This is a genomic window from Paraburkholderia sp. BCC1885, from assembly GCF_900996235.1.
Classification (GTDB): Bacteria; Pseudomonadota; Gammaproteobacteria; order Burkholderiales; family Burkholderiaceae; genus Paraburkholderia.
The window spans coordinates 46373-61395 of record NZ_CAAJGM010000285.1; the positions used below are offsets into that span (position 1 = coordinate 46373).

Consider the following 15023-nt stretch of genomic DNA (forward strand, 5'->3'; position numbering starts at 1 on the left):
TCGGGGAGGCAGCCGTGGAACTGAACAACGCGTTACGGATTGCGCTTGCACCGTCCGATGTCTGGGACGCGCTGCAAGACCTCGCGTTGCTGCGCGCCAGCCTCGACAATTGTGAATCGTTCACCCGTCTGGCGGGCGGCGAGTATGCATTGACGCTGACGGTGCCGCTCGGCCCGCTGCGCGCCCGCTACGACGTGCGGGCTCACGTCGCCAACAAAAATGCCGTGGAAGCGGATGCGCCGCATCGTGCCCTGAACTTCAAGGCGCGCGCCGACGGAGTCGGCTCGCTGCGTGGACAGATCGACGTGACGCTGCGCCCGGACGAGAGCGCCACCAGTAAGGCGCCGAGCACGCGCATCGACTATTCGATATGGGCCACGCTGACCGGGCCGCTCGCGGAACTGCCGGCGCGGCAGATCGAAAATGCCCTGCACGAACTGGCGGACGATTTTTTCACCGAATTCTGCGCGGTCGTGCAGGCCAAGCACGGGCAAGGGCCGAATCGCGCGCGCGGCACGCACGGCCGGCGTCAGCACGTGTTTCTGCGGCCGATCAACCTGGGCGGAATGGCGCGCCGCATGCGCGCGCACGATCACGGCGGCGCCGTCAGCGGCCGCGCCACCAGCACGCTGTTCGGGACGCGGACGCCGCATGGCGTGTCGCAGCGGGAGCCGACGCCACACGCCATGCCGCAGTGGCTGTGGGCCGTGATGATTCTTTTGGTGGCCGTGCTGATGTATGCGGCCCACTGGTTCAGCCAAAGCTAGGGCCTAAACGAACGGCAATGGCAACGGCAGGCGGCAACCGCCTGCCGGCCACTGCTCAGGCGGACTTCCCAGCCGTGCGCAATGCCGGACTGAGCCGCAGTCCATCGAACATGGCCTCGACCATCTCCTGCGCGTGCAGGTCGAAATCGGTGGATTCGGGCAGCATCAGCATGTCGCGCAGCGAACCGCCCACGAACGCGTGCAGCATGGTGGCCGCCAGCTTCGTGTTCAGGTCCGCAGGCATTTGCCCTTTGGAAATCGCGTTGCGCAGGCCGATCTCGATCTTGCCGAGCCCCTCGCGCATATTGGTCTGATAGCGCGCCATCACCGGTCCCATCTCCTCGACGAATTCACACTTCAGAAACAGGATGTCGAACACGCGACGCCGCCGCGGGTCCGCCGCCGTGTCGCGCAGACACACCGTGCAAATGTCGATCAGCCGCCCGAGCGGGTCGGCTTCTTCCGGATTGACCGAGGCGGCCTTGAGTTCGTCGAGCGGCAACAGCACGCGGTCGAACATCTCGTTGAAGAGATCGCCCTTGTTGGCGAAGTGCCAATAGATTGCGCCGCGCGTCACGCCAGCGGCCTGGGCGATATCGGCCAGTGACGTGCGCGACACGCCCTTCTCAAAGAAGACCTGTTCGGCGGCATCGAGGATGCTGGCGCGCGTCTCCAGGGCTTCTTCCTTGGTCCTTCTGACCATATTCGTCTGACCTGCCTGTTTTGCGGGGATTACTGGGCACTTTTAAACGCGGCCCGTCACAATGCATCTGATTGTTGCGGTTTCTGGGAGCAGTTATTGCCGCCATGTACCTTACAAATAGTGAAAGACACTTTAACATCCATACGCGGATGTATATATAATAGCACCCCATTGATTGGATAGCCCAAGCCGTCACGACCGGTTAATATCCGTCACTGTCGTCTTTCAGGAAGCTGTACGCGAGGCCGAAAAGGCCGGCGCCGTGCCGGCGCTGTATGGCATTTCCGGGTTGGGTGCATTTCGCTGAGGATATCCATCCAATACGCATCATCGGGCTTGCGGTCACGCGTCGCGAGACGCGGTGCGCGCGATTTCCCCGGGGTAGGGATGCGCGCATTTTTCACGCATTTTTTCATTCTCTCAGCCTTGACAGAGGTCGCTCCATGCGCGTCGAACGGGTTCCATTTCGCTTAATCAGTGTCGCGACGGCTGCGGTATTTCTGGCCGCGTGCGGACAAAAACAATCGGCCCCGCCACAACAAACGCCCGAAGTCGGCATCGTGACTGTTCAGCCGACTGCCGTGCCTGTCGTCACCGAACTGCCGGGCCGCACCAATGCATTCCTCGTGGCGCAGGTGCGCGCGCGGGTGGACGGCATCGTGCTGCGCCGCGAATTCACCGAAGGCAGCCAGGTGAAGGCCGGCCAGCGCCTCTACAAGATCGACCCGGCGCCGTACATCGCCACCCTGAACAGCGCCAAGGCGACGCTCGCCAAGGCTCAGGCGAATCTCGTTTCGGTCACCGCGCAGGCGAGCCGCTACAAGGTGCTGGTCGCGGCCAATGCCGTGAGCAAGCAGGACTACGACAACGCGGTCGCCTCGGAAGGCCAGGCCGCGGCGGACGTGGCCTCGGGCAAGGCGGCCGTGGACACGGCGCAGATCAACCTGGGCTACACGGACGTGGTTTCGCCGGTGAGCGGCCAGGTCGGTATTTCGCAGGTCACGCCGGGCGCGTATGTGCAGGCGAGCGCCGCGACGCTGATGTCCACCGTGCAGCAGCTCGACCCGATGTACGTCGACCTCACGCAATCGAGCCTCGACGGCCTGAAGCTGCGCCGCGAAGTGCAGGAAGGGCGCCTGAAGACGAGCGGCCCGAATGCGGCCAAGGTCACGTTGATCCTCGAAGACGGCCGTACCTATTCGGAAGTCGGCAAGCTGCAGTTCAGCGACGTCACGGTCGATCAAAGCACCGGTTCGGTCACGGTTCGCGCGCTGTTCCAGAACAAGGACAACGTGCTGCTGCCGGGCATGTTCGTGCGCGCGCGTATTCAGGAAGGCGTGAACGACCACGCCATCATCGTGCCGCAGATCGGCGTCACGCACGACCAGAAGGGCACGCCTACGGCGCTGGTGGTCGGCGCGGACAACAAGGTCGCCTTGCGCCAGCTCGTGACTTCGGCCACGTATGGCTCGTACTGGGTGGTCGATAGCGGCCTGAATCCGGGCGACCGCGTGATCGTGCAGGGCACCGACAAAGTCCGTCCGGGCATGGAAGTGAAGACCGTCGCCGCACAATTGCCGGCCACACCCGCTTCCGACGCCACCGCTCAAGCTGCGCCGGCTGCCAACGGTGCATCGACGGCACAAGCTGCCTCCGCTGCATCGGGCGCGTAATAACAGGGAGCCTGTTTCATGGCAAAGTTCTTTATCGATCGCCCGATTTTTGCCTGGGTGATCGCCATTATTCTGATGCTCGCGGGCATCGCGTCGATCTTTACGCTACCGATCGCGCAATACCCGACCATTGCTCCGCCGGCCATCCAGATCAGCGCAACCTATCCGGGCGCGTCGGCCAAGACGGTTGAAAACACCGTCACGCAGGTGATCGAGCAGCAGATGAGTGGTCTCGACCACTTGCTGTACCTCTCGTCCACTTCGGACGATTCGGGCACGGCCACCATCACGCTGACGTTTGCAGCCGGCACCAATCCTGACATCGCGCAGGTGCAGGTGCAGAACAAGCTGCAGCTCGCCACGCCGCTTCTGCCGCAGGAAGTGCAGCAGCAGGGTACGAAGGTCACCAAGTCGAGCAGCAGCTTCCTGCTCGTGATGGCCTTCAACTCTGAAGACAACAGCATGAACAAGTACGATCTGGCGAACTACGTCGCCTCCAACATCGAAGATCCGATCAGTCGGATCGACGGTGTGGGGACGGTCACGCTGTTCGGCTCGCAGTACGCCATGCGGATCTGGCTCGATGCCAATAAGCTCAACAACTTCGGCCTGACGCCGGTTGACGTGCAGACGGCCATTACGAATCAGAACGTGCAGGTGTCGGGCGGCTCGCTCGGCGGCACGCCGTCGGTTCCGGGGCAGTTGCTGCAGGCCACGATCAGCGAAGCCACTCTGCTGCAGACGCCCGAGCAGTTCGGCAACATCCTGCTGAAGGTCAACCAGGACGGCTCGCGCGTGCTGCTGAAGGACGTGTCGCGCATCGAGCTCGGCGGCGAAAACTACAACTTCGACACCAAGTACAACGGCGTGCCGACGGCCGGTTTCGGGATTCAGCTCGCCACCGGCGCGAATGCACTGGCAACGGCCAAGGCGGTGCGCGAGAAGATCGACCAGTTGTCGAAATACTTCCCGCACGGTCTCGTCGTGAAGTACCCGTATGACACGACGCCGTTCGTGCGCCTGTCCATCGAGGAAGTGGTCAAGACGCTGCTCGAAGGTATCGTGCTGGTGTTCCTGGTCATGTACCTGTTCCTGCAGAACCTGCGCGCCACGTTGATTCCGACCATCGCCGTGCCGGTGGTGCTGCTCGGCACGTTCGCGATCATGAGCGCGGTGGGTTTCTCGATCAACGTGCTCTCCATGTTCGGGCTGGTGCTCGCCATCGGTCTGCTGGTGGACGATGCGATTGTGGTGGTGGAGAACGTCGAGCGGGTGATGGCCGAAGAGGGTTTGTCGCCACGCGACGCGACCCGCAAGGCCATGGACCAGATCACCGGGGCGCTGGTGGGCGTGGCGCTGGTGCTGTCGGCGGTGTTCGTGCCGGTGGCGTTCTCGGGCGGTTCGGTGGGCGCGATTTACCGGCAGTTTTCGCTGACCATCGTGTCGGCGATGGTGTTGTCGGTGCTGGTCGCGTTGATTCTGACGCCGGCGCTGTGCGCGACGATTCTCAAGCCGATTCCGCAGGGCCATCACGAAGAGAAGAAGGGCTTCTTCGGCTGGTTCAACCGGAACTTCGAGAAGAGCCGCGACAAGTATCACAGCGGCGTGCACCACGTGATCAAGCGCTCGGGCCGCTGGCTCATCATCTACCTGGTGGTGATCGTGGCGGTGGGCATGCTGTTCGTGCGTCTGCCGAAGTCGTTCCTGCCGGATGAAGACCAGGGCACGATGTTCGTGCTGGTGCAGACGCCGTCGGGCTCGACCCAGGAAACCACGGCGCACGCGCTGAAGGACATCTCCGATTACCTGCTCAACACCGAGAAGGGCATCGTCGAATCCGTGTTTACGGTGAACGGCTTCAGCTTCGCGGGCCGTGGCCAGAACGCGGGTCTGGTGTTCGTGCGGATGAAGGACTATTCGCAGCGTCAGCACGCGGACGAAAAGGTGCAGGCCCTGGTGGGGCGTCTCTTCATGCACTTCGCGGGATACAAGAACGCGCTGGTGTATCCGGTCAATCCGCCGTCGATTCCTGAGCTGGGCACCGCCGCCGGCTTCGACTTCGAGCTGGAAGACCGTGCGGGCGTGGGCCACGAAAAGCTGATGGAAGCGCGCAACATGCTGCTCGGCATGGCGGCGAAAGATCCTCTGCTGGCGCAGGTGCGTCCGAACGGGTTGAACGACACGCCGGAGTTCAGCGTGACGATCGACCATGAGAAGGCTTCCGCGCTTGGCGTGTCGCTCGCGTCGATCGACCAGACCTTCTCGATTGCCTGGGCATCGTCCTACGTGAACAACTTCCTCGATACGGACAGCCGGATCAAGAAGGTGTATCTGCAGGCCGACGCACCGTTCCGGATGAACCCGGAAGACCTGAGCGACTGGTACGTCCGCAACGGCGCGGGCACCATGGTGCCGTTCTCGTCGTTCTCCAAGGGCACGTGGACTTACGGCTCGCCGAAGCTGGAGCGCTACAACGGTATTTCCGCAGTGGAAATCCAGGGGGCGGCGGCGCCGGGCAAGAGTACCGGCCAGGCCAATGCGGCCATCGAAGCGATTGCGGCGAAGCTGCCGGCGGGTATCGGCTACGAATGGACGGGTCTGTCGTTCCAGGAAATCCAGTCCGGTTCGCAGGCGCCGATCCTGTACGGCATCTCGATCCTCGTCGTGTTCCTGTGTCTCGCGGCGCTGTATGAAAGCTGGTCGATTCCGTTCTCGGTGATCATGGTGGTGCCGCTCGGCGTGCTGGGCGCGTTGCTCGCCGCCACGCTGCGCGGTCTCGAGAACGACGTGTTCTTCCAGGTGGGTCTGTTGACCACGGTGGGTCTGTCGGCGAAGAACGCGATTCTGATCGTGGAATTCGCCCGCGAGCTGCAGCAGGGCGAAGGCATGGGTCCGATCGAGGCCGCGCTGGAAGCCGCACGTCTGCGCTTGCGGCCTATCCTGATGACCTCGCTTGCGTTCATTCTCGGCGTGCTGCCGCTCGCTATCAGTAACGGCGCGGGCTCGGCGAGCCAGCACGCGATTGGTACCGGCGTGATCGGCGGCATGTTGACCGCGACCTTCCTCGCCATTTTCATGATCCCGATGTTCTTCGTCGTGGTTCGTGCGAAGTTTGGCGGCGAGAAGGAAGACCCGGATGAGGCGCTCGAACACTATAACCAGCACCATCCTCACGACCCTCAGGACCCAGGTCATGATGCAGGCGGCTCGGGCAAGGAAGGACATTGAGATGCAAAAACACTCTTTGATTGCAGTGGCGGTCGCGATTCTCGCCACGGCTTGCACGATGGAGCCGAAGTACGTGCAGCCGGCCGCACCGGTCTCCGGCGCGTTCCCGGCGAGCGGCGTCTACGCGACGCAGCCGGGGCCGGCCAACGGCGGCGCACGCAGCGCCAACGGCCAGGCCGCGGTCGACATCGGCTGGCGCGAGTTTTTTGCCGACGCACGCTTGCAACGGCTGATCGAACTGGCGCTGAAGAACAACCGCGATCTGCGCGTGTCGGTGCTGAATATCCAGCAGGCACAGGCGCAGTATCGGGTGGCGCGCTCTAACCTGTTCCCGGCTATCAACGCAGCCGGTTCGGAGACCCGCTCGCGCACGCCGGCCGATCTCGCGCTGCCGGGCGAAGAGCTCAGCACCGAGTATTCGGTGGGGCTCAACGCATCGTGGGAGCTCGACTTCTTCGGCCGGATCCGCAGCCTGAAAGACCAGGCCTTGGATCAATACCTGTCCACGGCCCAGGCCCGCAAGGCGGCGGAAATCGCGCTGCTGTCGTCGGTGGCGGACCAGTATCTGACCTTGCTATCGGACGACGATCTGCTGAAGGTCACGCAAGATACGCTGAATACGGCGCAGGCCTCGTACAACATCACGAAGCTGCAGTTCGACACAGGTACGGGTTCCGAACTCGATCTGCGCCAGGCTGAGACGGTGGTGCAGCAGGCGCTGGCTAACCAGCAGGCGCAGGCGCGTCTGCGGGCGCAGGCGGAAAACGCGCTGGTGCTGCTGGTGGGCGAGCCGTTGCCGGACGATCTGCCGGCGGGCAAGCAGCTTGGCGACCAGGACCTCCTCACGGACATCCCGGCCGGCTTGCCGTCGGATCTGCTGACGCGTCGTCCCGATATCGTCGAAGCGGAAGACAACCTGCTGGCAGCCAACGCGAACATCGGCGCGGCTCGGGCGGCGTTTTTCCCGAAGGTCTCGCTGACCGGCAACTTCGGCACGCTGAGCCCGTCGCTGGGTGGCTTGTTCAAGCCGGGTTCCGCGGCGTGGTCGTTTGCGCCGACTATCACCTTGCCGATCTTCGCCGGCGGTGAGAACAAGGCCAATCTCGACCTCGCCAACATCCAGAAGAACATCCAGATCGCGACCTACGAAAAGGCAATCCAGACGGCCTTCCGCGAAGTGGCGGACGGTCTGGCGGCGCGCGGCACCTACGATCAGCAGATTCAGGCGCTCGAACGCAACACCTTTGCCGAGCAGCGCGCGCTGACACTGTCGGAATTGCGCTATCACAATGGTGTGGACAGCTATCTGTCCGTGCTGACGGCGCAGACCAATCTGTACGCGGCGCAGCAGTCGCTGATCGCGGCGCGTCTGAACCGTCTCACGAACCTGGTGGACCTGTATCAGGCATTGGGTGGCGGCTGGATCGAGCATAGCGGCGATCAACCGCGTCCCGCAGATGCACCGGTGGATTACAGTGCGGCGGGTACGACGGCGGCTTCGGCGCCTTCGGTGAACTAACCTTGGGCAAGGGCGGGTTCTTCTGCAGAACCCGCCGCTGCAAGTAGCAAAGAAAAACGCCACGGCATGCCGTGGCGTTTTGACATGGTCTCGCAAAGTTGGTGACGGAAGCACTGTAGAAATTTCGAATGTGCTGTCGAGCACGAATGGATGCGGCACGGTGACAGACAATCAGGTCACTCAGCTCGTGTCGGCTATGGCCTGCTACTCGTCTGGGTCGTCTGGCTATGAGCCTGGTTCTCCGCATCATTGAACGTCCGCACCCAGTCTCTCAAAGCGGCGACTATCCGCGCAACTACGTCATCCCGGTTGTCGAGTTGCGATTGCCTGAAGAGGCGCATGACTCCAGGATACCAGGGCGACCTTGAGTCCCTGCGCCGGCAGGCGTTGTCGCCATTTTGCAATTCGCTCTGTCAACGCGTGAAGATATGGCAGGTGCGAGGGAATCGTTTCGACAACGGTATTGAAGTGAAACGGCAGGCTCATCATGAAAGCCCAGAAGTCGTGAGTTGCATTCGGCCCCACGGGCTCACTGACGACATCATCGACGCCATCGACCGTCTCGAGTAGCGGCTTAAGCGTCGCGGGACAGACAAGGGTGAGACGCCGAAGTCCAGGCGCCTTGAGCAGCGGTGCATGCCGGACGAACTGGATGGCGTCACCGAACCCCGGCTCATGCAATATCACCATCGATTTGTCCTGCTACGGTTAACCGCGCCACTGTGGACAGTCGACGGAAGGCCGAGGGCTAATCTTTAATCGCCTGGTGGAACGATATCTGGACTCGCCGTATTGCCACGCCTTCGGCGTGACGGGGACGATCCCTAAGAATGGTTAAGTAACATTGCTCGGCCTCTTGAATGCGGCCGGCCTGATGCGCGTTAAGTGCAGATTGCAATGTCGGCATTTAACGTCGAGCAGTTTCACTGGTGTGACGAAGCTCGCGAGTGATACGTTCAATGACATCACCCCATTCCCCAAGCGTCTGTTGCCCGAAAAGCCGCGCGGATGGATACCACGGCGAGTCCTGCCGGTTCCTTAGCCATCGCCAGCATGCGTCGAAGCGCGACAAAATCCAGACGGGTCGACCCAGTCCGCCTGCCAGATGAGCTATCGAGGTGTCGACGGTTATCACGAGATCGAGACACTCGATGATCGCGGCCGTATCGGAAAAGTCGGCGACGTCTCCCATTGGATCAAGAGGACGTATCGCTTGCGGGAGGGCGGCAAGTTGCGATCTCGCGGCGTCGCCCATCTGGAGGCTGACGAATACGACATCGGGAACCTGAAGCAGCGGCAAGAATGCGCGCACATCGAGTGAACGCCGGCGGTCGATGGCGTTGTTTTGAGGCATCGCGGCTCTCGGATTGCCAGCCCAGACGAGCCCGACCTTGAAGCCGTCCGAAGGCAGGCGGTTTTGCCACGCCTTCAGCCGATCCTGCGGCGTATGCAAATAAGGTACTGCTGCCGGGATCGTATTGATGGTCGTGTTGAACCGAAAAGGCAGACTCATCATGAAACACCAATAGTCATGCGCAGGCAAGTCGACCGCGTCAGCAGATGCGATACACATGTCCACACCATCGACCGCCTGCATAAGACTGCCAAGTGCCGAAGGGCATGCCACGCTCAGCCGTTTCAAGCCGAGACGTTTGAGCATTGGTAAATAGCGGCAAAACTGCAGCGTATCGCCGAACCCCTGTTCCGGCATGACAATCATCGTCTTGCCTTCGAGCGGCTCGCCGCGCCACTCTGGAAAAGCTACTGCGGGAGGCGGGGTGATAAATAGGCCGTCATGGCGGATGATGCGCCGCAATTCATGCAACGCCCAGCCTTCTTCATATCTGCCGTTGGCCAGGAGCAGCAGTGACAGGTTCCATTGCGCGTAGACGTTCGACGGATCGCGCGTGATGATTTGGCGCAGCAGGGTTTCGGCCTCTGTCATGTGGCCCTGCTCCTGAAGCAAAAATGCGAGACCGAAGTGTGCTAGCGGATGTATACCGTGGTTCCTGAGCGCGACGTCTAGCGGCGCTTGCGCCTCCGCAAGCCGCCCTGAATTCAGCAGCGCCATTCCGAGCGTGATTTGGGCACTGACGCAATAGGGATCGAAGGTCAATGCCTGACGGCAGGCGACTTCTGCTTCTTCTGGGCGCTTCAGTTTCATCAGCGCGGCGGCGAGGTTGCTGTGGACATTTGCGCCCGTAGGCTTGAGGCGGATCGCTTCGCGAAGGCACGTTTCGGCTTCGGCATAACGCTCCTCACCCAGTAGCAACCGGCCGAGATTGCGCTGCGCGGCAGCATTCGACGGGTCGCTCGAAACTATCTGCCGCAACCAGGCTTCCACCTCAGCTTTATATTCGTGTAGTTGGAGATCTAAATCGAGAGTGAGTGCCTGACGATAGACCATTTCCGCGTCGTCCGGCCGCGCCTGCTTCATCAGCGCCACGGCAAGGCCGCTATGCGCAATCGCATCTACGGGTTTGAGGCGGATTGCCTCGCGAAAGTACACTTCGGCTTCAGCGTGACGTGTAGCAGCCGCCAGCAAATTCCCCAACTTGCATTGCGCATCAGCATTCCATGGGTCTTGCTCCACTACCCGGCGCAACAAGATCTGCGCCTCGGCCGTGTTTCCTTGCTTCTGAAGTACGGCTGCGAGATTGAAATGTGCCAGCGTGTGCATGCCATCGTGCTTAAGAACCTCACGCAATCCCGCTTCGGCCTCGGGTAGCAAGTTCAGATTCAGCAGGATTGCTCCGAGGGTGACTTGCGCCTCGACACATTGCGGGTCGAGCGCGAGCGCCTGACGGCAGGCGATTTCTGCCTCTTCTGGGCGCTCTTGCCTCATCAGTGCTGCGGCGAGTCCGTTATGGGCATTGGCATCCATCGGATCGAGTCTGACCGCCTCGCGAAAATACTCCTCGGCTTGCGCATAACGTGAAGTCGCTATCATCAGCCTGCCCAGTTCGCGATACACGCTGGCGCGCTTCGGATCGATGGCAAGTGCTTCTGTAAGCACATCCGTGGCTTCGGCAAATCGTTTCGCGCCAAACAATACGGCGCCAAGGTTGATTCGCGCTTCAACGAGGTTGGGCGCATTTTCAAGTGCTCGTCGAAACGCTCGCTCAGCTTCATCGTCCTTATTGGACGCCATGTATGCAATTCCCAGGTTGTAGTGGGCAAGAGCATAGGAGGGGTCAATTTCGACCGCACGACAGAAGGCGGCCTCGGCCTCGGGCATGCGTTGCATGTCGATCAATACGTTGCCCAGATCACCCAGGAAGGTCGCGCGTTCATCAACAGCGATAGCTTTGCGTATAAGCGTCTCTGCCTCGTTCAACGCTCCGCGGTCGAGATGGATGACGCCTAGCATGTGCAGGGCATCCGCATGATGGGCATCGTGAGCCAGCGTTAACCGATAGCCCGATTCTGCGTCATCGAGCCGGCCGGCCCGATGCGCAACCAACGCATGTTCAAACGGCGACATGAGTTTTCCAATTGCACGAAATATTGGATCCAGATCGTACGTGACGTGCAATGGATATTTGTGAAAAAGTGTCTTTGAAGGCGCTTGATTAAGCGATGTGCTGATGCCACACCTGCCGAATATGCAGCCTCGCATCCTTTCCTTTTTTGATCATCTGAAGCTGCCGTATATCGTGCGAAACCTCCCAACAAGTGCTCGATTTGAGCGATTGGTCAAATCCATCGCGCGTTCAGGCGCATCGTTGATGTTATGTGGATCTGCGACTTCGCCTACAGCGCGGCCAGCATCGCGCAACTGGATTTGCTGATCTGCGTGGAGACGGCGGGGGCGGATCCAGCGGGCTCGCTGGGCCCCTAAGAAGGCACGGCTTCGGCGCCAAATGCGCCAAATCCGCCGAAGCCATACCCGATCCAGCTCAATGCAAATCAGCCGCCCTCAACATCTCATCCCCCGCCGCTGCACCCTCATTGCCGGCACGCCCATCGAAGTCATGTCCCGCGCGGCGAATCTCGCACTTCGCCGCACGTTCACCCTTCACGCCATTGAAGACGAGATTCAACACCACCGCCGAAACCGACGCCAGCAGAATCCCGCTATGCAGCAGCGGCGAAAGCGCCGGCGGCAGCTTGGCGAAAAATTGCGGCGACACCACCGGCACGAGGCCGAGACCGATACTCACCGCGACGATGAACAGGTTGTGACTGTTGCGCACGAAGTCGACCTTCGACAGCACCTTGATGCCGTTGGCCGCCACCATGCCGAACATCACGATGCCCGCGCCGCCGAGCACAAACGCCGGCACCGACGCCACCACCTGGGCCATCTTCGGAAACAGGCCAAGCAGCACGAGGATCACGCCGCCCATCGCGCAGACGAAACGGCTCTTCACTCCCGTCACGCCGATCAACCCCACGTTTTGCGAGAACGACGTATGCGGAAACGAGTTGAAGATGCCGCCGATCAGCGTGCCGAGACCGTCGACGCGCAGGCCGCGCACCAGCGTTTTCTGATCCACCGGACGATCCACCATGTCGCCGACCGCGAGGAACATGCCGGTCGATTCGATGAAGGTGACGAACATCACGGTGACCATCGTCGCGATGGCGAGCGGATCGAAGTGCGGCAGGCCGAAGTGAAACGGCATCACGATGCCGACCCACGGCGCGGCCGTCACGCCTTCCATATTGACGCGCCCGAGCAGCAGGGCGATCACAAAGCCGGCGACGATGCCGAGCAGCACCGAGATATTGGCGACGAAGCCCCGGCCAAACTTGTTGATCAAAAGAATCAGCGTCAGCACGACGAGCGACAGGCCGAGGTAGACCGGATTGCCGTAATCGGGATTGCCGACACCGCCCGCCGCCCAGTTGATGCCGACTTCCATCAGCGACAAGCCGATCACCGAGATCACCACGCCGATCACCACCGGCGGGAAGAACCGCAGCAGCTTGCCGACCGCCGGCGCGAGCAGAATGCCGATCACGCCCGCCGCGATCGTCGAGCCGAAGATGTCGAGAATCCCGAGGCTGGGGTTAGTGCCGATCGCCACCATCGGCCCGACGGCGGCGAACGTGCAGCCCATGATGACCGGCAGGCGAATGCCGAAGATCCACAGGCCGAGGGTCTGGATCAGCGTGGCGATGCCGCACGAAAACAGGTCGGCGCTGATCAGAAACGCGATCTGATCCTTGGGCAGCTTGAGCGCGCTGCCGATGATGAGAGGCACCGCCACCGCGCCGGCATACATGACGAGGACGTGCTGAATGCCGAGCGTGAGCAACTGGCCCGCGGGCAGTCGCTCGTCGCACGGGTGAACCGTGTTCGATTGCATTTGTCTCTCTCCACCATCTCGTTTTGGGATAGCTCCAAGGTATGCGGAGAGAAAAAGCACAACAAGCCCACTGCAGCCTATTCCCGGCTTCGCGATGATCATATGGGTGGGGGCGTTTTGAAAGCCGATCGAAATGAGCGGGCCGCGCAAACCGGCTGTGAGCCCTTTGCGGCGGTGCAGGTTCATGGCCGCGCGGGCGGGCCCGGCGAAACCGATATGTGTGAGAATCCATGAGGTGTATTCGAAGCGACGCATAGTGCCGTTTTGACGGCGCCTGCAGAATGGCGGGGTTAACCCGCGAGTGCCGCTTTTCCCTCCACGCCCCGATTCTTCTTTATCCATGAGCTTTCTCGGCATTGATCTCGGTACGGGTTCACTGAAGCTGGCTATCGTCGACGACGACGGCCGCGAAACGGCGGCGGCCAGCGTCGCGTATGCGATCGAAACGCCGCATCCCGGTTGGGCCGAGACGGCCGTCGACACATGGTGGCGCGCGCTGTGCGAAGCGGCGGCACGGCTGCCGGCGCAGCAGCGTGAAGGCGTCGAGGCGATCGGCTTCTCCGGACAGATGCACGGCGTGGTGTTGACCGACGAGCATGGCCGCGCGATTCGTCCCGCGATGCTCTGGCCGGACACGCGCGCCGTCGGCCTGCTCGGCGAATGGCCGGCGCCGCAGCCGAACCCGGTGGCGCCCGGCATGGCGGGTCCGTTGCTGCGCTGGATCGTGCGGTACGAGCCGCAGTCGGCCCGCGCGGCGCGCTGGGCGCTGCAACCGAAGGACTGGCTGCGGGTCGCGCTCGGCGGCGCCGTGCAGACCGATCCGTCCGATGCCTGCGCGACGGCGCTGGCCGATCCGGCCGGCGTGTGGGATCGCGCGCAACTCGCACGGCTGGAATTGCCGCCGGCGTGGTTTGCGCCGCTCGCGCTGTCGTATGCGGCGGGCGGCACATTGAAGCGCGAAGCCGCCGCGGCGCTGGGTTTGCGCGCGGGCATCGTGCTTGCGACCGGCGGCGCGGATACGCCGTGCGCCGCGCTCGGCAGCGGCCTCGCCGCCGAGGGCGACGCGCTGCTCACGACCGGCACCGGCGGCCAGATCGTCGTGCTCGCCGACGAGGCGCCGGCGGCGGCGCGCGGGCTGCATCGGTATCGCGCGGTGAGCGATCACTGGTATCGGATGGCGGCGATGCAGAACGTCGGCGTGGCGCTCGAAACGGTGCGCGGCTGGCTCTCCTACCCATGGGCGGACGCGTATCGCGATGCCTTCGACAGTGCCGGTGCGGCCGTCGCTCCCGGCCTGACGTTTCTGCCTTATCTGACCGGCGAGCGCACGCCGTGGCTCAATCCGGCGGCGCGCGGCGGCTGGATGGGCCTCGCTCTCGGCCACACGCGCGGCACGATGATGCGCGCCGCCTTCGAGGGCGTCGCCTTCTCCTTGCGCGCCGGGCTCGAGGCGATCCGCGCGAGCGGCGCGCCCGTCACCTCGCTGCGTCTCGCGGGCGGCGGTTCCGTGGATGCGCGCTGGCGTCAGTTGCTCGCCGATGCACTCGATGTCGAACTGCACGCGGTCGATTGTCCGAACGCCGCGGCGCGCGGAGCGGCGATCCTCGGCGGCCTCGCAAGTGGTCACTGGCACGCGGGCGATCTCGCCGCGCTCGCGCCGGGCGCCACCCGCGTCGCCGGTCCGCAAAACGACACGGCGCTGGCCGGCCGCTATGCGCGCTTTATGGATCTGTACGGCCGCGTGGAAGACTGGTTCGCGGCGCCACATGCCGAATGAAGCCAAAGGTCATGCACGAATAATCACACGGGCACAGTGGG

At 62.6% G+C, this 15023-nt stretch carries 9 protein-coding genes; 5 read left to right on the plus strand and 4 right to left on the minus strand.

Annotated elements, in window-relative coordinates; translation table 11 throughout:
• The first annotated feature begins 14 nt into the window (after positions 1-14).
• The gene (locus FQ755_RS36225) at positions 15-767 is read left to right on the plus strand and encodes a CoxG family protein (RefSeq protein WP_144162884.1); all 753 of its coding nucleotides are present in this window, start codon (positions 15-17) and stop codon (positions 765-767) included.
• Positions 768-822: 55 nt separating this feature from the next.
• On the opposite strand, the gene FQ755_RS36230 is transcribed toward FQ755_RS36225, so the two are convergent.
• A complete protein-coding gene (locus FQ755_RS36230; protein WP_144162886.1) occupies positions 823-1470 on the minus strand; it encodes a TetR family transcriptional regulator in 648 nt (215 codons plus the stop codon).
• 443 nt (positions 1471-1913) lie between these two features.
• Between FQ755_RS36230 and FQ755_RS36235 the strand changes: the two genes are divergently transcribed.
• The 3 genes from FQ755_RS36235 to FQ755_RS36245 are packed head-to-tail and all read left to right on the plus strand — an operon-like array spanning position 1914 to position 7890.
• Complete coding sequence (locus FQ755_RS36235; protein ID WP_144162888.1) at positions 1914-3143, plus strand: efflux RND transporter periplasmic adaptor subunit; 1230 nt, start codon at positions 1914-1916, stop codon at positions 3141-3143.
• A gap of 18 nt (positions 3144-3161) precedes the next feature.
• Entirely contained in the window at positions 3162-6371 is a 3210-nt protein-coding gene (locus FQ755_RS36240; protein WP_144162890.1) for an efflux RND transporter permease subunit, read from the plus strand.
• A 1-nt stretch (position 6372) separates the two neighbouring features.
• On the plus strand, positions 6373-7890 hold the full coding sequence (locus FQ755_RS36245) for an efflux transporter outer membrane subunit (protein WP_144162892.1): 1518 nt from the start codon (positions 6373-6375) through the stop codon (positions 7888-7890).
• 300 nt (positions 7891-8190) lie between these two features.
• Here the strand turns inward: FQ755_RS36245 and FQ755_RS36250 are convergent, their stop codons facing one another.
• The 3 genes from FQ755_RS36250 to FQ755_RS36260 all read right to left on the minus strand — a co-directional run bounded on the left by FQ755_RS36250 (position 8191) and on the right by FQ755_RS36260 (position 13205).
• Positions 8191-8580: a hypothetical protein gene (locus tag FQ755_RS36250; RefSeq protein ID WP_144162894.1), complete on the minus strand. Its 390-nt coding sequence runs from the start codon at positions 8578-8580 to the stop codon at positions 8191-8193.
• Between the two features lie 217 nt (positions 8581-8797).
• Entirely contained in the window at positions 8798-11374 is a 2577-nt protein-coding gene (locus FQ755_RS36255; RefSeq protein WP_186308758.1) for a tetratricopeptide repeat protein, read from the minus strand.
• A gap of 415 nt (positions 11375-11789) precedes the next feature.
• Positions 11790-13205, minus strand: coding sequence for a nucleobase:cation symporter-2 family protein (locus tag FQ755_RS36260; protein ID WP_144162898.1), 1416 nt, complete (start codon positions 13203-13205; stop codon positions 11790-11792).
• A 340-nt stretch (positions 13206-13545) separates the two neighbouring features.
• Between FQ755_RS36260 and FQ755_RS36265 the strand changes: the two genes are divergently transcribed.
• The gene (locus FQ755_RS36265; RefSeq protein ID WP_144162900.1) at positions 13546-14982 is read left to right on the plus strand and encodes a xylulokinase; all 1437 of its coding nucleotides are present in this window, start codon (positions 13546-13548) and stop codon (positions 14980-14982) included.
• The last annotated feature ends 41 nt before the right edge of the window (positions 14983-15023 follow it).